The organism is Phaeovulum sp., from assembly GCF_030684035.1.
GTDB lineage: Bacteria > Pseudomonadota > Alphaproteobacteria > Rhodobacterales > Rhodobacteraceae > UBA6213.
In genome coordinates, this window is record NZ_JAUXPI010000053.1 from 1 (window position 1) to 18,023 (window position 18,023).

Annotated in this window: 16 protein-coding genes; 1 reads left to right on the forward strand and 15 read right to left on the reverse strand. The window is 64.1% G+C overall.

Features of this window, described 5'->3' with window-relative positions; all coding sequences use genetic code 11:
• From Q8J98_RS12275 to dsrO, 14 genes are all read right to left on the reverse strand, one after another.
• On the reverse strand, positions 1-1,008 hold a 1,008-nt coding region (locus Q8J98_RS12275), incomplete at its 3' end, for a sigma-54 dependent transcriptional regulator (protein WP_305294600.1).
• Entirely contained in the window at positions 998-2,512 is a 1,515-nt protein-coding gene (locus tag Q8J98_RS12280; protein ID WP_305294601.1) for a HAMP domain-containing sensor histidine kinase, read from the reverse strand. The genes Q8J98_RS12275 and Q8J98_RS12280, both read right to left, overlap by 11 nt.
• On the reverse strand, positions 2,509-3,405 hold the full coding sequence (gene phnD / locus Q8J98_RS12285) for a phosphate/phosphite/phosphonate ABC transporter substrate-binding protein (RefSeq protein WP_305294602.1): 897 nt from the start codon (positions 3,403-3,405) through the stop codon (positions 2,509-2,511). Before phnD ends, Q8J98_RS12280 begins: the two co-directional genes overlap by 4 nt.
• A gap of 127 nt (positions 3,406-3,532) precedes the next feature.
• Complete coding sequence (locus tag Q8J98_RS12290; RefSeq protein WP_305294603.1) at positions 3,533-4,228, reverse strand: hypothetical protein; 696 nt, start codon at positions 4,226-4,228, stop codon at positions 3,533-3,535.
• Entirely contained in the window at positions 4,218-5,078 is an 861-nt protein-coding gene (locus tag Q8J98_RS12295) for an Mrp/NBP35 family ATP-binding protein (protein WP_305294604.1), read from the reverse strand. The genes Q8J98_RS12290 and Q8J98_RS12295 overlap by 11 nt, the downstream gene beginning before the upstream one ends.
• Positions 5,066-6,151, reverse strand: a complete 1,086-nt coding sequence (locus Q8J98_RS12300; RefSeq protein WP_305294606.1) for an Mrp/NBP35 family ATP-binding protein — start codon at positions 6,149-6,151, stop codon at positions 5,066-5,068. The genes Q8J98_RS12295 and Q8J98_RS12300 overlap by 13 nt, the downstream gene beginning before the upstream one ends.
• Positions 6,148-6,432 carry a cytochrome c gene (locus Q8J98_RS12305; RefSeq protein WP_305294607.1) on the reverse strand — a complete coding sequence of 95 codons (285 nt, stop codon included), beginning with the start codon at positions 6,430-6,432 and terminating at the stop codon, positions 6,148-6,150. The genes Q8J98_RS12300 and Q8J98_RS12305 overlap by 4 nt, the downstream gene beginning before the upstream one ends.
• Complete coding sequence (locus tag Q8J98_RS12310) at positions 6,425-7,579, reverse strand: 4Fe-4S binding protein (protein ID WP_305294608.1); 1,155 nt, start codon at positions 7,577-7,579, stop codon at positions 6,425-6,427. The genes Q8J98_RS12305 and Q8J98_RS12310 overlap by 8 nt, the downstream gene beginning before the upstream one ends.
• Positions 7,576-8,019, reverse strand: a complete 444-nt coding sequence (locus tag Q8J98_RS12315; RefSeq protein ID WP_305294609.1) for a methylglyoxal synthase — start codon at positions 8,017-8,019, stop codon at positions 7,576-7,578. The genes Q8J98_RS12310 and Q8J98_RS12315 overlap by 4 nt, the downstream gene beginning before the upstream one ends.
• Positions 8,020-8,021: 2 nt before the next feature.
• The gene (locus tag Q8J98_RS12320) at positions 8,022-9,179 is read right to left on the reverse strand and encodes a glycosyltransferase family 4 protein (RefSeq protein WP_305294610.1); all 1,158 of its coding nucleotides are present in this window, start codon (positions 9,177-9,179) and stop codon (positions 8,022-8,024) included.
• Between the two features lie 10 nt (positions 9,180-9,189).
• Positions 9,190-9,942, reverse strand: coding sequence for a molecular chaperone (locus Q8J98_RS12325; protein WP_305294611.1), 753 nt, complete (start codon positions 9,940-9,942; stop codon positions 9,190-9,192).
• Positions 9,943-10,007: 65 nt separating this feature from the next.
• A complete protein-coding gene (locus Q8J98_RS12330) occupies positions 10,008-12,662 on the reverse strand; it encodes a molybdopterin-dependent oxidoreductase (protein WP_305294613.1) in 2,655 nt (884 codons plus the stop codon).
• 37 nt (positions 12,663-12,699) lie between these two features.
• Positions 12,700-13,593 carry an NrfD/PsrC family molybdoenzyme membrane anchor subunit gene (nrfD, locus tag Q8J98_RS12335; protein ID WP_305294614.1) on the reverse strand — a complete coding sequence of 298 codons (894 nt, stop codon included), beginning with the start codon at positions 13,591-13,593 and terminating at the stop codon, positions 12,700-12,702.
• A gap of 15 nt (positions 13,594-13,608) precedes the next feature.
• Positions 13,609-14,334 carry a sulfate reduction electron transfer complex DsrMKJOP subunit DsrO gene (gene dsrO / locus Q8J98_RS12340; RefSeq protein ID WP_305294615.1) on the reverse strand — a complete coding sequence of 242 codons (726 nt, stop codon included), beginning with the start codon at positions 14,332-14,334 and terminating at the stop codon, positions 13,609-13,611.
• A 487-nt stretch (positions 14,335-14,821) separates the two neighbouring features.
• Here dsrO and Q8J98_RS12345 point away from each other — a divergent pair, with 487 nt between their 5' ends.
• Positions 14,822-15,343 carry a DUF2478 domain-containing protein gene (locus Q8J98_RS12345; protein WP_305183392.1) on the forward strand — a complete coding sequence of 174 codons (522 nt, stop codon included), beginning with the start codon at positions 14,822-14,824 and terminating at the stop codon, positions 15,341-15,343.
• A 293-nt stretch (positions 15,344-15,636) separates the two neighbouring features.
• Here the strand turns inward: Q8J98_RS12345 and Q8J98_RS12350 are convergent, their stop codons facing one another.
• Positions 15,637-18,000, reverse strand: coding sequence for a transketolase (locus Q8J98_RS12350; RefSeq protein ID WP_305294616.1), 2,364 nt, complete (start codon positions 17,998-18,000; stop codon positions 15,637-15,639).
• Positions 18,001-18,023 lie beyond the last annotated feature (23 nt).

The window sequence follows — 18,023 nt, forward strand, 5'->3', positions numbered from 1 at the left end:
GAACCGCCGCGCCAGAAACAGGATGTCGTCAGGTCGCTTGCGCAGCGGCGGTATCGGAATGTGAATGACATTCAGCCGCCAGTAGAGATCGGCGCGAAACCGGCCGGCAGCTATTGCCGCATCGAGGTTTACCTGCGTCGCGGCAATGACGCGCACATCAAGCGCGACAGGCCCGCTTGCGCCAAGCGGCAATACTTCGCGCTCCTGCAAAACGCGCAACAGTTTGGCCTGCGTTTCCAGCGAGATTTCGGCAACCTCGTCAAGAAAGATGGTGCCGCCCTGCGCCTGCTCAAAGCGCCCCGCATGGTGCCGCTCGGCCCCGGGCATTGCGCCCTGCTCAAAGCCGAACAGCTCGCTTTCGACCATGGCGGAGGGCAGAGCCGCGCAGTCGATCGCCACGAATGGCCGCTCGGCACGGGTGCTGTTGCGGTGAATGAACCGCGCCACGACCTCTTTGCCGACCCCGGATTCGCCGGTCAGCAGCACCGAGGAGTCCACATCGCGAATGCGCGCGGCAATATTCTCGATCCGCCGCATCGCCGGGCTGCGCCCCAGAAGGCCTGACCCCGCAGGTGCCGCACTGCCATCCAGACCCACGATCGGCGCGGCGCGCAGATCGTGCAGCCGATCTACCGCACGCCGCGCCTTGGACACGAATTCGTCAAGATCGAACGGCTTTGTCAGGTAATCGACCGCCCCGGCCTTGGTCAGCGCAACCGCATCCTCAACAGAAATATACGCGGTCATCAGAATCACCGGCGCGCCGGGGTTCACCCGGCAGATTTCCTCGAACAGCGCCCGCCCGTCACCATCAGGCAACCGGATATCAGTGGTCACGAGGTCAAAGAACCGCGTCGCCAGCAGTTCGCGCGCCGAGGCGATATCGGCTGCGGCGAAGGTCTCGAAACCTTCCATGCGAAGCCGATCCTCGAGCGAAATGCGCATCAGATCGTCGTCATCGACAATCAGGATGCTTGGTGCCGGGGCTTCGGTCGCGTCACGCGGCACGTTCACTCTCCTTTTGTGGCACCTTGAACGGGGCCACTGTCGGCAACGTCACGGTGAAACGCGCGCCCTTTCCGGGTGCACTGTCAACCGTGATGTTGCCGCCCATGCGCTGGATCAACGTGTAGGTGATCCAGAGCCCGAGGCCGGTGCCTTGCCGCGAGGTGGTATAGAAAGGCTCGAACAGGCGGCGCTGCGCCGCTGCGTCAAGCCCCGGTCCGCTGTCGGCGACCTCAAGCACAAGCTCGCCACCGCAGCGCCGCGCCGTAACGTTCAGGCTGCCACCTTCGGGCATCACGGCAATGGCGTTGCGCGAAAGGTTCATGATGATCTGGTGCACATGCGGGCAGGTGCAGCTGATCGAAACCCCCATAAGCACCTGCGGCTCGACGTTCCAGGTCAGCGCAATGGGTCGCTCGGCAATTTCCGCCCGGATCAGGGCTTCGAGGTCAACCAGACACCCCATCCGGCAAGGGTGCGCGTTGCTCTCGCCGCGCAACTCGCCAAGCAAAGCCTGAATGGTGGCGGAAATCCGGTCCAGACCGGTGTCGATCATCGGCAGGTACTTGCGCACCAGATCGGCATCGTCAGGGCGGTGGCGGAGAATGTTGACGCAGTTTTTCATGCCGCCGAGCGGGTTGTTCACCTCATGCGCGAGGCCTGCGGCAAAGCGCCCGAGGCCGGCCAGTTTTTCTGCATTCGCAAGGTCTTGTTCAAGGCGCTTGTTGCGCTCCAACTCGCTGACCATGCGGTTGAACCGCTCGGCCAGCAGCCCGATCTCGTCGCGGTCGATCAGCGGCACCTCGCGCACTTCGGCCCGACCGCCCTGTGAAACCGCGGCGATGCCATTGGCGAGGTCGCGCAGCGGGCTGACCATGCGGCGCGAAATCAGTATGCCAAGTGTGCTTGTCACCAAGGCTAGGCCAATCGAAAATGCCAGCACCAGCCATGAATCCTTGCGCAACTGCGCCTGCATCGGCTGCATCGAACTGCGCAAGACAAGATAGCCGACATCGGTCTCATCAACCCGCAACGGTACCACCGCATGCACCAAGTCCGGGTCACGCAACTCTGCCGGGTAAAGCGTTGCCTGCGCCGCGCCCAGGGCATAGGAAATCTGCCGCGATGCAAGCGGCCCTTGCGCAATCAGCGGCAAGCCGATCGGATGCGCCGCCGCGTCGGTGTGCGCCATGACAACGCCTTCGGCATCCAGAAACGCTGCATCAACCACCGGCGTATCGCCGGAGGCGGCCTGCTGGCGTTCAATCAGTTGATCAAGCGTGCGATAAAGTGCCCAAGTGTCGCGGTTGAGCAGCGCATCCTGCCCGGCCGCAGCCACTGCGCGCGCAAGCGCCAGCGTCTGCGTTTCCAGCCGTGCGGTCTGGCGCGCGCCGTCGCGCGCAATTACCACCAGCCCGATCGTCAGCGCCGAAGCGAAGACCATCAGTGTGATTGTCAGCGGCAGCTTGGTCATCAGGCTCCAGTGTCTGGGCAATATGCGGTTCATTGCAGCGGCACCTCTGCCGTCGCGGCCTTCGCAAACCGCTTTGCCATTTCGCGGATCGGGTCGTAAAGAGCGGGCGATACCTCGGTGAACCCGTCCAGATCAAGCAGCGCCAGCACCGGAACCGCCTGCGCGTCGCTCGCCATGCCGATCAGCGCATCGCGAAACCGGTCACGGATTTGCGGTGCCAGATCGTTGCGCACTACAATCGGGGGAAATCCGAATTGCCGCGATTGTGCAATCACCCGGGTGCCGGAAACGGTTTCGGGTTCGAACTTTTGCAGGGTGTTGTACACATAGCTGTCTACCGATCCGCCGTCGGCGACACTGCGGGCAACCGCCAGCACGGTTTCGGCATGGCTGTAGGTGAAGAAAGACATTCGGAAAAACTGGTCGGGGTTGAAGCCGGCGTCGGCAAGCGTGGTGCGCGGCACCAGATAGCCGGAATTGGAATCGGGGTCGGAAAACGCAAACACACTGCCGCGCAGATCAATGATGCTCGCGGCCGAGCTTGCGCTTGGCACGATCAGCAACGAGCGGTAGAACGGCGAACCGCGATAGACGGGAGCCACCAGCAGCGAAAGATATTCGGGGTTGCGCGGCTTGACGAAAGGATAGCCGCAGATCCATGCCGCATCGAGCTCGCCGCGTTCAAGCAAATCCATGATGTCGCGGTAGGAACGGCGCAGCACGAACTCTACCGGGCGGCCAAGGCGCAGCGCAAGATAATCTGCTAATCTGTTGAAAGACCGCATGTATTCGCGCACAACCACACCGGTCAGGCCAACCCGCAGCGCGCCGCCGGGGCCAAGCGATGCCCAGCCGCGCGGTGCCGCAAGCAAAGCAGCCGCCGCCGCCGAAGCAAGCAATTTGCGCCGATCAACCACTGGCTGCACGCTCCCTCCCAAAAAGCCGCGCCCTCGGGCTGCAAGGCCCTTTCCCATTTCGGCAACCTAGCACAGTGCCGCGGCACATGCGACATTCGCGCGCATCTGCGCAATCGATAGGCGCAGCGCCCCCGGCCTATGCAGTCGGCCGGCCGTCTGTCTCTGTGTCTGGCGGATCGCCGACACATGTTGTCGCAAGCGCGGCCTGCGGCACCACGAGGGCCACGAGGCCGGGCCGCGACGCCACCCGCTCGATATCTTCCGCCGATGCACCGCCGCCGGAAAGCCAGAGGCCAAGATGCGGCGCAAGCCGGTGCGCCCGGGCAAGCAGGTCGGCGGCAAAACCGCGCCCGGTCGCCGCCGCGTCGCGGCTGTGCAGCCAAACTTCGGCAAATCCGAGCCGCGCCGCCTCGGAAAGCCAATCTGCAAGCGACATCTGCCGCCCGCCATCGTCAACATCAAAGCCCGCCGCCGTTGCCGGATCGAGGTGATAGGTGCTGAACCCGCTTCCCGAGGCGTCGGTAGCAAACCCGTAGCGCCGCGCTGCGCGCTGCACCTCGACCCGCGGCACCACGAAAGCACCGCCCGCCGCGGCACGCAATTGCGCCGCGGCACCCAGCCCGCCGTCGGCCACGCAGACCCGCGCACCTGCGGGAACCGCCGACCCCGGCGCGCAGCGCCAGATCAGCGGAGCGGCGGCCGCGGCAGCCGCCTCACCGTCGCCTGCGGTGCAGATCAGCGCATCAGCCCCGGCAAATGTTTCGGTGCTGCCCGCCTCGACGAACAAGCTCGGCCGTGTATTTGCGGCGTCGGTTGCGGCTTCATCCACCATTGATGATCTCCCAGATCGAGCGCTCTCCTGCTTGGTTTTGCGCCTGCGCCGCGCGCTCACGCTCGATCGAACGCTGAACCGCCTCGGCAAGCCGCGCAAATGCCTGCGCCGTGGCACCTTCCGGGGCGGCGACGATGATCGGCACCCCGGCGGCGGCTTGCCGCGCGGCCCCAAGATCGGCAGGTATCGCGCCGAGGTCGGCAACATGCATCCGCCGCGCCACATCGACGGCGGCGGCAGGCGCGAACAGCGGCTGCACCTCGCCGCAGCAGGGGCAGACAAAATCCGCCATGTTGCGCACCACGCCGAACACCGGAATATCGTGTTCGTGAAACAGCGCCACCGCGCGCTCGGCATCAATGCTGGCCATCCGCTCGGGCGTGGTCACCACCACGGCACCGGCAACCGGCACCTGCTCGACAACGCTCAGCAGAACGTCGCCGGTTCCCGGCGGCATATCGACCACCAGCACATCAAGGTCGGGCCAGGCCACCTCGCGGAAAAGCTGTGCGACCGCCTGCGCCACCAGCGGCCCCTTCCAGACCAGCGCCTGTTCGGGCGGGATCATTCCCGACATCGAGACCACGCTCAGCCCGTGGCGTTGCTCGGGCACCGCAAGCCCGTCCGGCCGCAGTTCCGGCACCTCTTCGGCCCCGGTCAGCCGCCCCACCGAAGGCCCGCCAAGGTCGAGGTCAACGATTCCGGTGCGCAGACCGGCGCGCGCCAGCGCAACCGCAAGGTTCACCGAAACCGTGGATTTGCCGACCCCGCCCTTGCCACTTGCCACCAGCACGATGTCACGCACCCCGGCAATCGGCTCCACGCCGGTTTCCATGGTCAGTTCGGCCATTTCGCACCGCCTTTCATCTGCGCCGCAAGGTCTTGCGCCAGCCTTTGCGCCAGCGCCCTGACCGTCTGCGAATAGGGCGCATCGGGCTCTGCCAGCACCATCGGCACCCCGGTTTCGGAGGCCAGCAGCACCTCGCGCAGGAACGGGATCTGCGCCAGCAGCGGCACCCCGGTTTCACGCTCCAGCTCGGCACCGCCATCGGCCCCGAAAAGCGGGGTCTCGGTACCGCATTTGCGGCAGACGACGGTGCTCATGTTCTCGACCAGCCCCAGACAGGGCACGGCTATGTCTGCGAACATCTCCAGCCCCCGGCGCACATCGTCGGTGGAAATCTGGCCCGGCGCGGTCACGGCCAGCACCCCGGCAATCGGCACCGCCTGCGCCAACGCCAGATGCACGTCAGAGGTGCCCGGCGGCAGATCGACCACCAGAACATCAAGCTCGCCCCAGTCAACCTCGGCAATGAGTTGCGGCAGCCCTTCCGACACCAGCGCGCCGCGCCATGCCAGCGGCTTGCCCTCGGGCATCATCAGGCCAAGCGACATCATCTTCAGCCCATGCGCTTCGACCGGGGCGATGCGGCTGCCATCTGCGGTGGTCTCGGCACGGCCCGAGACACCCAGCAACAGCGGCACCGAGGGGCCATAGACATCGGCATCAAGCAGCCCGACGCGCAAGGGCCGCCCGGCGGCACCATGCGCCAGCGCCGCCGCAAGGTTGACTGACAGCGTCGATTTGCCGACCCCGCCCTTGCCGCTGTGCACCGCCAGCACCGCGCCCGGTGCCTCTGCCAGGATCGAGGTGATGCTTTGTGGCCGCGGCTTGACGATCACCCGCGCCACGCCGGGCACCGCGCCGGCAACCTCGCGCATGATTTCGGAAAGCGCCTCGCCGTCTTCGGTGCCGACGATCTGCGGGTCGAGCAGCACCCTGACGGCACCGCCGGTGGCGACCACCGCCGCCACATGCCCGGCCGAGACGACATCGGGGCCGCCCTCGCCAACGGTAATGTTGCCAAGCGCAGATCGCACCCGTCGCTCAAGATCATTGTCTGATGCCGGAATTCCGGTCATGGCGGTGTTACCTCCTCCAGATACGCGATGATCCGCTCGGCTTCAGCCGGGGAGATAACCGCATTCGCCCCGTTCTTTACAAGCATCGTGGTCACGATAGCGCGGATATCGCCGCGTCGAAAGGCCGACAGGTTGGGCAGAACGTGGCAGCTGGTGCAGCGCTTGCGAAACAGTTTTTCGGGGTCTTTCGGCGCGCGCCCAAGCCACCAGAGCGACACCGCCCCCGCCACCGCCAGCGCGGCTGCAAGTGCTGCAACCACGCGCCATTTTCCTTCAACCACTCAGCATGTCCATCCAGTCGTCGTCCATATGCTTGTCGTTCTCGCAGCCGGGGCAAAGCGTCGGCCCGTCCGGCACCGCCGCGAAAAGCCCGCCGCAGGTGGTGCAGACCTGTTCGGCGCGCGCAAACAGCACGGCACGGCGGGCCGATGCCGCTTCGGTGCCGCGCAGCGCCCGCGCGGTAATCGCCGTCATCGGGCAAATCTTCTGGCAAAGCGTGCAATTGGTGCAAAGCGTCGCATCAAAGCTGACCTGCCGCAGGTAGCCGCCACCGACCGCGCCCGAGGCATCGCCCAAGGCACCGGTCGGGCAAAGTTCGGCGCAAGCCATGCAGCCCGAGCATGCGGCCCCGATGCTGCGCCCGGTCGCCCCGGCAGGGCTGTTGGGGCGAAACGGCAGCCGGGCGCGCGCCGCGGCCAGCAGCGCCTGGTAGGGTACCGGCCGCGCCGGCGCGCCATCGCTGTCGTCGTCAAAAACCGGGTCGTCGAAGTCGGGCATGGGCGGCGCAGGTGCCGCGGCGGGTTCGGGGGCCAATGCCCGGAAAGCGCCGCGCAGAAAATGCCGACGTTCCACCGCGCCGCCCGGCCGAGATGCCCCACCCGCCTCCGCAACAGCTGCAAAAACCACCTTCGGTGCATCTTCGCCGAACCACTTGCCCAGCGTCTGGACCGCCTCTGCCAGCGCCGGGCGCGCATCGCCGCCGGGGCAGTCCGCACAATTTTCGGTGCCGAGAATGACAATCTCGCCCGCGCCTGCGGCATAAATCGCGGCAAGCAGCCGCGCGTCGGTCATCTTGTGGCAGGCGACCAGACCTGCGCCGTCCTGCCCGCTGGCGGCACAGGCGAGTCTGGCGGTGTCGCCCTGCACCACCGCCCCCGGCACCGCCGCCACATCGAAGCCGCCGATTTCCAGCGCCCCCGCAGGGCAGGCAGGAACGCAGGCACCGCAGCCAACGCAGAGCGACGCATCGACCACCGGGTCCGCGAGCCCGATCGTGATCGCGTTGGCATGGCAGGCGCGGCTGCAAAGGTCGCAGGCATCAAGGCGGCCGCGGTCGTTGATGCAATAGCCCGCGACCACCACAGCCGCCGCACCGACGCGGATCGAGCGCGCCTCGGCAGGCATCGCAACGGGTCGGGGAATGGTCATTGCAGCGCGCTCCGCTCTGCCTCGGCGGGCGCGCTTTCGGACTCGGCCTCGGCTTGGGCATCGGTCTCGATCTTGCGCCCAAGCCAAAGCGCCAGCGCATGCGCGGTCACGATATTGGTGGCCAGCGGCACGTTGTTCAGGTCGCAGGCGCGCAGGAACGGCAGAATGTCCGGGTCGGCGGGGTCGCTAGACAGCGGATCGTGCAAAAAGAACACCGCAAGCACCGAATTGGTGCAGACCAGCCCGCAAAGTTGCAGGTCGCCACCCTTGCGCGCCGGAAAGACGTGGCTGATCTCCAGCCCGGTGTCGCGCTCCAGCACCTCGCCGGTCTCGGTGGTCGAAAGCAGCCGGTATTCTTCAAACACCGCGCGGTGTTTTTTCAGCAGAGTGACCAGTTGCCGGGTTCGGGTTTGCGGCGCGATAACGATGATGGTGTGCATGGCTATTCCCCGACAACCAGCGCCCGCGTTTTCGCAGCGCCGCGGCTATACCGCGCGCCGCTTTCCGCCGCCCGAGCATAGATATCGCCGTGAGTTGCGGCAAGCCGTTCCACCGAGGCGGCGAAATCGGGGCAATACCGCAGTGCCATGCGCATTGACCGCAACGCTTCGGGTTCCGCCGCGAGGCTGGTGAGCGCCGCGGCAAAGCCGAGGAAGTCGCCGCCTTCAATCGTCACGCCATGCACACCGTCGTCGAACTCGGTCGCCTCAACACGCGCGGTGCGCAGCACAGGCGTGGAAAAGGCGGCCGCGAGGTCAAGAATCGGGCTGCGGCAAAGCTTGGTGTAGGGCATGGTCAAAAGGTCTATATCGGTAAACAAACCGCCGATTTCCTCGGGCCCCAGATAGCGGTCGATGATGCTGAGGCGCAGCTTGCCGCGCGCCGCCGCGATGACTTCGGGGGCGATGCCTCGGGCAACCCCCTGCCCCGCGAGCACCAGATGCAGCGTTTCGGGACAATCCATCCGGCCAAGCGCCGAGAGCAGCGGCTCCAGCCCCTTGCGCGGGTTGCCATGGCCAAAGTGCAGCGCGCGAACCTCGCCCCGCTGGCGCGGCGGCAATTCTGTGGGCAGCCGCCGTGGTGCCTGCGGGTGGGCGATGATGTTGGGGCTGCCGAGCGCCATCGACATGCGGTCGGGGTCCAGGTCGAGAAACTCGCTTGCCGCCCAGCGCATCGAGGCATCGCGCACCACCACCCGGTCGAACACCCGATAGAGCCTGCGGAAAAGCGGCATGGTCACCCAGCGGCCGCGATGCGGCAAGAGATTGTGCGGCGTGTAAAGCGCCACCGCGCCGCGCCGCTGCACCCAGCGCACGAAGATTGCTGCGGCTACCGGATCGGACAGCCACTGAAAATGCACCACATCGGGGTTGAACGCGCGCACTTCGCGCCGAAGCTTCAGCCAACCGGCGACGCCAGGGCACAATATCGCCCGCCGCTCGAACGGCGCTTCCCAGCCTGCCAGCTCGTCGCCTTGCGCGGTGACCAGCCGGACCTCGTGCCCGCGCTGATGCAACCCCAGCGCCAAAGCATGGGCATAGTGGCTAAGAAACCCCCGCCCCGAACCCTCGATGATCAATACCCTGCCGGTGCCGCGCATGCTGCGCTCCTTAAAATCCGGATGCTTTGCGAAACGCGTGATCGGTCTTTTGCTTCACCAGCGGCCGCCGGTTCGACTTGACCAGACGTTTCAGGGTTTTTTCGTCGGCGATATCGCCGATGTCGGCCCAGATGACCTGCTCGGCCAGCCCAAGGACCGCCAGGTAGAACGGATGCCGGGCACAGGATTGCGCGCGGCGGCTCCAGCCGACCGCCCAGCCGCCGATCTGGTGCAACAAGAAATGCTCGCGCCGGCGCTGCCATTCGGCCGCGGCGTCGGTGTTGCCTGCTTCCAGCGCCTCTGCCTGGCGCTCCAGCAAACGGCCGACGAAGGCGAGCATCACCGCGACATGATCGGGAAACTCGCCCGAAAGGATATTGCGGAAATCAAAACCGGCATCGCGGTAGGCCGCGGTCGCAAGATCGGCCTGCGGCTGGAACAGCCGTCCGGTTTCATAGGCCGAGCGATAGGGCAGAACCGCGCCGGGAACCACAAAAAGCGCCGCGAACTCTTCGCCGAGGTCGGCGAGCACTTCTTTCGGCGCACCGCTGCGCAGGTCTTCGCCAATGTCGATGCCCAATTCCGCAAGAGTATCGCGAAGCGGCCCACGAAGCGCCACAAGCAGCGCCTGATCTACCTCGCTTTCAAGGCAGCGCCCGAGAAAGGCATAAAGCCCCGCCTGCGCGCGCAGCACCTCGACATCGGTTTCCAGCTTTGTCGCCGACGCCGCCTCTGCAGGGATAACGAATTTATCGGCGTGCATCCGATGTTCTCCAGTCTAGATGTGAGAGGGGCTGGCAGCTTTCACCACCAGCCCCTTTGGCGCGGTCAGTGGCCCGGACGCGGCAGCGCGTTCCAGTCCACGTCAACCTCCTGATGCGCGGCGCGGTGCAGATCGCCCGTATAGGCATAGCGCAGCGCCTCGTCGTAGTCCTTCATCGAGGCTTCGACGCTGACCTTGGTATCGCCGTACTTGTCGCCCGGTTGCGCAGGTGACACCGTCACCACGGTGTCGTACCATGCCTGCGAACCGCCGATCGGGTCAAGCGACAGCCGGATGATCGGGTTCGGGTGCACGCCCTTGTCATCCCACCAGACGTTGTTGGTGATGTCGGGGTCGCCGCCCAGGGCCCATTCCGCATCTGCCTCCTTGTGCTTCAGTGTCGCAAGGCGGCCATAGGCCGAGTGGCCGCAGGCGGTCGAAATGGCAACAACTTCAGGGTGGATGCCTTCGGTCAGGTGGGCGCGGGTCACCATGTAGCCCACCGCCGAGGTGATGCGCACAAGATCGCCATCGGCAATTCCGAGCGCCTTGGCGCGGGCCGGGCTGATCCAGGCCGGGTTCTTGTGATAGATCTCGGCCAGATACTTCAGCGATGCCGTGCGGCTTTGGGTGTGCACGTTCACCTTGAAGGTAGTCAGGATCATCTCGCCCGGCTTCTTGTCGCGGCTGGGTAGCCGTTTGTAGACCGGGAGCGGGTTGAAGCCATACTTGCGGAAGCTTTCCTTGTAGAGCTCGATCCTGCGCGAGGGTGTGCCGAATCCGGTGTGGTTCTTTCCGTCGATCTGCACACCGATCGTCGCACCGTCCTTGGTGATGCTGCCATCGGGCTCCACCACCGCGCTCGCCATCGTCGCGGCGGGGATTTCGGCGGCATGCAGCCCGTATTCGGCCACGACCACCTCACCGTTGTCGTCGATCAGCTTGCCGTTGTCCTTGCTGACCGTGCCGTAGGTCGGCCAGACCCCGACCTTCTTCATGTGGTCCCAGCCGCCCTCTTCCTTCAGCCCGGGGATCGAGTCGAAATGCTGGCGCATCCAGTCTTCGACCGAGTCGAACTCGAAATACTTGCGCGCGCCAAGCGCTCCGTCGGGGTCCACCTTGTGGATGATGTCGATCAGCGATTGACGGAATTCCTGCGTGCCGCCAAGCGGTTTGATCACCGGCTGGCGAATGCTCAGGCAGGGGAACAGGCCGCTTGGCATCGATTCCGGGTCGTGCCGTTCCAGATAGGTCACGTCAGGAATGATCAGGTCGGCAAGTTCGGTGGATTCCGACATGAAGCAGCTGAAGGCAACCGAGAACGGTACCAGGCTTTCGTCACGCAGGAACGCATTCCAGACGTGGCTCGACGGGTAGGAATAGACCGGGTTGTCGTAGTAGTACATCCAGACCGACACCTTCGCCTCGCCGCGCATGATCATGTAGGGCGCATTGGTCGAAACATGGTGGGATGCCAGCGGATAAAGCGGCGGTGCCGCGATGATGCTGGGCACCGGGCCTTTGGGCGGGTTCGGCGATGGCTGCGGCCAGCCCATGCCGCGCGGCAGGCAATAGCCGCCGCGTTTCTCGATGTTGCCGGTGATCACGTTCAGCATGTGAATCGCGGCTTCCTGATAGGCACCCCAAAGATGCTTGCACGGCCCCCGATAGGAGAAGGTCGTGGCAGGCTTCGTGGTGGCGAATTCGCGCGCGATACGGCGGATATCCTTTGCCGGAACGCCGGATTCCTGCTCGGCGAATTCGGGCGTGAACGGTGCCAGATGCGCCAGCAGTTGTGCCTCGGTGACGTTGGTCCAGTCGCGGATGAATTCGGCGTCGTGCAGACCCTCGGTCATGATCACATGCGCCATAGCCAGCGCGATCGCGGAATCGGTTCCCGGATAGGGCGCAAACCACTCGTGCGAATAGCCAGCGGTGTTGGACATGCGCACGTCGAAGCTCACGATCTTCGCTTTGTTATCGACCACGCCGTCAACCAGACGCTGCGCATTCGGGTTCATGAAATACGCCGACTCGAGAATGTTCGAGCCGAAGTTGAGAATGTATTTCGTGTTCTCCCAGTCGCAGGATTCGATGTCCGGGCCCCAGGAAGGCTCGAGCCCGACCTTTTTCGAGGACTCGCAGATGTTGGTGTGGTTGAGCATGGCATTCGAGCCGAGCGCATGCATGAAGCGGTCGATGCCGCCGCCGGTGCGGTTGCGGCCCCACTTGATCACCGTTTCATTCAGGATCGAGGGGTCATTGGCGGCGCGCGAACGGTCGATGACCGCGCGCAGCTTTTCGGAAAGCAGGCTGGTCGCCTCGTCATAGCTGATGCGTTTCCACTTGCCTTCGCCGCGCTTGCCGGTGCGCAGAAGCGGCGACATGATCCGGTCCGGATCATAGACATGCAGAAAGCCCGCATTTCCCTTGGCGCAGAGTTTGCCCCGGGTGTTGGGGTGGTCCATGTTGCCTTCAAGTTTGACGATACGACCGTTCTCGACCATGGCGACGCCGCCATCCTCGATGTTGCACGCCATGCAGGTGTAGGGCACCGCGGTGCGCTTTTCGCCGGTCACCGCCGAAAAGTCGGCACCTCCCAGCTCCTGCTCCATCGCCACAAGGCGCGTGCTTGCCAGCGTGGCCCCGACCGCCGAGGCCGTGGCACCGAGCTTCAGAAAGCCGCGGCGGTTCGTCTTGATATTCCCGATGTGACCCATCTTGTTGCTCCTTTCCGGGTGTTTGCCGGACGGTGTGTCAATAATAGAGCTGCGCGAGCTGACCGGCATGGATCAGCACATCGCGCAACACATAAGCTCCCAGCGCGCCGCAGAGGCCCGCTATGGTGACCGCAATCGGCTTGCGGCCAAAGTCCATGACCTTGTGCAGCATCGGCCCGAACACGATCACCATTGGCACCAAAGTGCCGATCACGAAGGCGATGCCATAGAACTCAAGCGCGAAGTCGTTGTTGATCGCAGCGAACGCGCCCTGCACTTCTTCGGTGCCATAGACCATGGTCATGACCAGACCAAGGAACAGCCAGAAGGTCACGCCGGTCGAGAAGGCGAGCATGAAGCGGATCTGCCGCGTCATCGGCTGTGTCAGCCGCCCCAGGACCAGTTGCACCAGCGCAACCAGGCCTGCACCCGACGTGATCGAGAGCACCACGAACAGCATCGGAATCGTCGGGTTTGCCCAAAGCTCGCGCGCATGGTTCACCATCAGGTCGAGCCCGGTATAGAGCGGCATCGACAGAGCCAAGAGCGTGCCGAGGATCGCCGAATAGCGCTGGATCAACGGGTGCTTGGTGTAGATGCCATAGAGAAAGCCCAGGATCGCAAGCCCGAACAGCGGCAGGAACAGCGAGCCCCACGAAAGCGGCGAGGTCCAGCGGAAATACAGGATCGGGTTCAGGAATCGCCATGGCTGGCTGATGTCGAGGATCAGGAGCGGCACCACCGCCGCCAGCAACACCAGCGCAATGATTGCGCCGGTAACTTCGAAGTTCTTCAGTGGCTCGGCAACGTGGCCGAAGGTTGCGTGCCCTGCGGCGACCGCAAACACCATGCTCGCTGTGCCGATCAGGAAGAAATAGATGACGATTTCCACTCCCCAAGGGGCGACATGCATCGGTAGGTATTCGAACATTTCATCCTCCCCGGATCAGAGTGTGCCGCCGTAGAAGCGGCTGCCATTGTTGTGCCGATAGAACGCCTCGGCGTCCGAGCGTGCCGCGTAGGATTCGGGCGCACTCAATATCTGCTCGGTGCCGACGCGGTCAGGCTTGATGTAGTAAACCTGCGGTCGCGTGCCCTTCTCGGGCTTGAGCGTGGTGGTCTTCTGCGTTGCCACGATCTTTGCAACTTCGCTGTTGGGGTCGTTGACATCGCCAAAGATGCGCGAGCGGCCAATGCAGGTCTGCACGCAGGCAGGAACCAGCCCCTGGCTGACCCGGTGCTCGCAGAAGGTGCATTTGTCGATGACGCTGTTGACGCCGACCCGCGTGCGGTTGCGCGGCAGCATGAACCGCGCGTTGTAGGGGCAAGCCGCGATGCAGGTGCGGCAGCCGATGCAGCGTTCAAAGTGCTGCAGCACGAAGCCCTCTTCGTGCTTGTAGGTTGCCCCGGTCGGGCAGTTGCGCACACATGGCGGGTTATCGCAATGGTTGCACAGCCGCGGCATGAAATTTCGCCGGGTGTTCGGAAATGTTCCGGTGTCCTTGACGCGCACCGTGGTGCGCCAAACTCCGAGCGGCACGTCGTATTCGGCCTTGCAGGCCGCAACACAGGCCATGCAGCCAATGCAGCGCCTGAGATCCACGACCATTGCCCAGCGCTTCTTGCCGGGCACGCCATACGAAGGATCGGCCTGCAGGCCCAAACTGGTCATTCTGGTTCCCTCCCCTCTCCATCACGACGATGTCCGCGAACCTCCGTGCCGGACCTGGCAGGGCGAAACGGGGCGGCATCATCCACGATCCGTCAGCATCCGGCATGCCGGGCACTGTCGTTTCATGCTAACATCTTTCCAATGCACACGTCTATTAATAAGGCAGTCAATGTATTTTAAAAAATCGACGCCAAACGTTACTAATTTGTAACGCGATATTTTACTAGATATTATATATCTAACTTATGCCATTAGATATATGATTGTTATACAACGCCTTACACGCCCTCACAAGCTGGAAGCAGCGCAAGAACGCCGCGTTACGATTTCGAAACGTTGCGCGCCAAATTGTTCGGCAATTAATGCCGCGATTGCATTGCTGCCAGGCAGCATTGCATTTTCGAGGCGGCGCGATTATCGGGTTTCCATTGCCGTGATTCGAGGTCATTATGCGGCGTGTTCGACCCCTGCTCGCGGAGTGCTGGCCATGCATATCGCCGTTGTCAGCGCCCCAGAGCGCGGCCAGACCGACAAATTGCTTGCGCATCTCGCGGCAGACCTGATGGCCTGCGGAACGCGGGTCGTGGGGGTGGTGCAAACCAATATCGAGCGGCCGGAAAGCCGCCACTGCGACATGGATCTGCGTGTGCTGCCCGCGGGCCCGGTGCTGCGCATCAGCCAGAACCTTGGCACCGCTTCGCGCGGTTGCAGGCTCAACGCCGAGGCGCTGGAAACCGCCGTGGCCGCTGTCGAACGCGGCCTGGCTGAAGGTGCCGACTTGCTGGTCGTCAACAGATTCGGCAAGCACGAGGCAGAGGGGCGCGGGTTTCGCGACCTGATCGCAACGGCGCTCGTGGCTGGCATTCCGGTTATTTGCGGTATCAGTTCCCGCAATCGCTCGGCATTCGATGCGTTTTCCGACGGCGTGGAAACCGCGGAGCTGCACGACTCCGAACAGGCGATGATCTGGCTTGGTGTTGTCAGCGAAAAGCTGTCCGCAGCCGGGTGACTGCTGCGCTGCATTCAAGACGCTTTGCAATCCGCGTGGGGCCGCGATCATTGGGGTCTTTTGGATCAGGAACCCGCCGAGAGGCGGGTCAGGCCGGGGCTGGCCACTCAATCGCGTAAGAACGACAAGCCACAATTGCAGCGGCCAGTCGTGCCTTGCTTGATCGCGGCGTTGGCTTCTCGATTGCGCATATCCGGGGAGGTTCCGAAAATGGCCGGGACTGGTACCGGCAAAGCGGCGGGCCGGGGCACAGGCGGTCAAGCTCTGGCCATCGGAGCAAGGGCGACAACCGCCTACTTTCTGCCGGCGGAAAGTTCCAGCACCGAGCGGGCAATCGACTGCCGGTCAAGCCCGAAGTGGCGATAAAGATCGCCGATGGTGCCGGTCTGGCCAAAGTGCTCGACGCCATGCGAGACGATGTGGTGACCGGCCACGCCGCCCAGCCAGGCCAGCGTGGCGGGGTGGCCGTCAATGGCCGTCACGATCAGGCAGTTGCGCGGCAGATCGGCAAAGAGCGTCTCGATATGGCTGCTGGCGCGCGGATTGCCCCGCGCACGGGCGCGCTGCGCCGCCGTCCAGCCCGCATTCAGCCGGTCGGCCGAGGTGATGGCAAGCACGCCCACGTCGCGCCGGTGCTCGCCGATGATCCCGGCCGCCGCAATGGCCTCAGGTGCCACTGCACCCTGATAGGCGATTACCACATTGCAGTTCGGCCCCGGTTGCCGCAGCCAATAGGCACCGTCGATGGCCCCTTGCCGGAAAGCTTCGTCCTGGCGTTTCCCTGGTTGTTCCAGCGGATTGGTCGAGAGCCGCAGATATACCGAGCCACCGGTCTCGTCGCGCAGCCATGTCCTTTCGTCAGGGTCGCCTTCGCCGTCCTTCTGCATATACCCGAAGGACCACTGCATGATCACCGCCAGTTCATCGACAAAGGCGGGCTCAAAGGCGGCCAGACCGTCTTGTGACATGCCGATCAGCGGCGAGCTGATGGATTGGTGCACGCCGCCCTCGTATGACAACGTGACGCCGGAAGGGGTCCCGACGATCATGAAGCGTGCATCCTGATAGCAGGCATAGTTCAGCGCATCGAGGCCGCGGGCGACGAAAGGGTCATAGACCGTGCCGATCGGCAAAAGCCGTTTGCCGAACAGCGAATGCGACAGGCCCGCAGCGCCCAGCAGCAGGAACAGGTTCATCTCGGCGATGCCAAGTTCGATGTGCTGGCCGTCGGGGGCGAATTCCCATTTCGCGGTCGAGGGGATGCGGTGCTCGATGAAGGCATCGGCCCGCGGCTTGCGGGCGAACAGCTTGCGCCGGTTGACCCAGGGAACAAGGTTGGTGGTGCCGGTCACGTCAGGCGAGGTGGTCACGATCCGGGCAGCCAGGTCGCTGTCGCCCTTGGACAGAACATCGAGGATCTTGCCAAAGCCCATCTGCGTCGAAATCTCGCGCTCGGCGCTGATCGCGATGTCGGGAACCGCAAGCCTGGCGTCGCCAAAACGGCGCGGCCCCCCGGCAAAGAACGGCACCTTGTTTAGAAAGGCTTGCAGAGCCCCCGGATCAGCAACGGTGGCGAATTTCTCCCATTCCTGGCCCGGCGGCACGCCCATGTGACGCTGCCACACGGCCATCTGGGCCTTGTTCATCAGCCCGCCGCGGTTGTCCTTGTGGCCCGCAATCGGCGTGCCCCAGCCCTTGATCGTATAGGCCAGAAAACAGGTTGGCCGGTCATGGTCGATGGCGGCAAAGACCTCGGCCATGGTTTCCACACAATTGCCGCCAAGGTTTTCCATCAGCTCTGCCAGTTCCGCATCCGAACGCCGCTCGATCAGCGCCGTCACCTCACCCTGATCGCCAAGATCGTCCATCAGCCGCTTGCGCCAGACGGCCCCGCCCATGAAGGTCAGCGCCGAATATTGCTGGTTCGGGCATGCGTCGATCCAGTCGCGCAAGGCAGCGCCGCCCGGCTCGGCAAAGGCCGCGCTTTGCAAGGAGCCATGTTTGACCCGCACCACATCCCAGCCGAATGCCTCGAAGATCTTTTCAACCCGCGCAAACAACCCCTCGCGCACGATGCCGTCCAGCGACTGGCGGTTGTAATCGATGATCCACCAGCAATTGCGCAGGTCGTTCTTCCAGCCCTCTTGCAACGCCTCATAGATGTTGCCCTCGTCAAGCTCGGCGTCGCCCACCAGCGCCACCATGCGCCCCAGCGGCAGGCCCGCGCCCCAGCCCTTGGCGGCGATATAGTCCTGCACCAGCGAGACAAATGCGGTGATCGCTACCCCCAGCCCCACCGAGCCGGTCGAGAAATCGACATCGTCGATGTCCTTGGTCCGTGAGGGATAGCTCTGCACCCCGCCAAAGCCGCGAAAATTCTCCATCCGCGCGCGATCCAGATTGCCCATCAGATACTGGATCGCGTGAAAGACCGGCGAGGCATGGGGCTTGACCGCCACCCGGTCCTGGGGCCGCAGCGCCGAGAAATAGAGCGCCGTCAGGATCGACACCATCGAGGCGGAACTGGCCTGATGGCCGCCGATCTTGATGCCGTCCACCTTGGGCCGGATATAGTTGGCATGGTGGATCATCCAGTGCGAAAGCCACAAAAGCCGCCGCTCGATGGTCTTCAGGTGTGTCTGGTCAGCGCGGGTCATCGGCGGCTCCTCGTCTTGGGTGG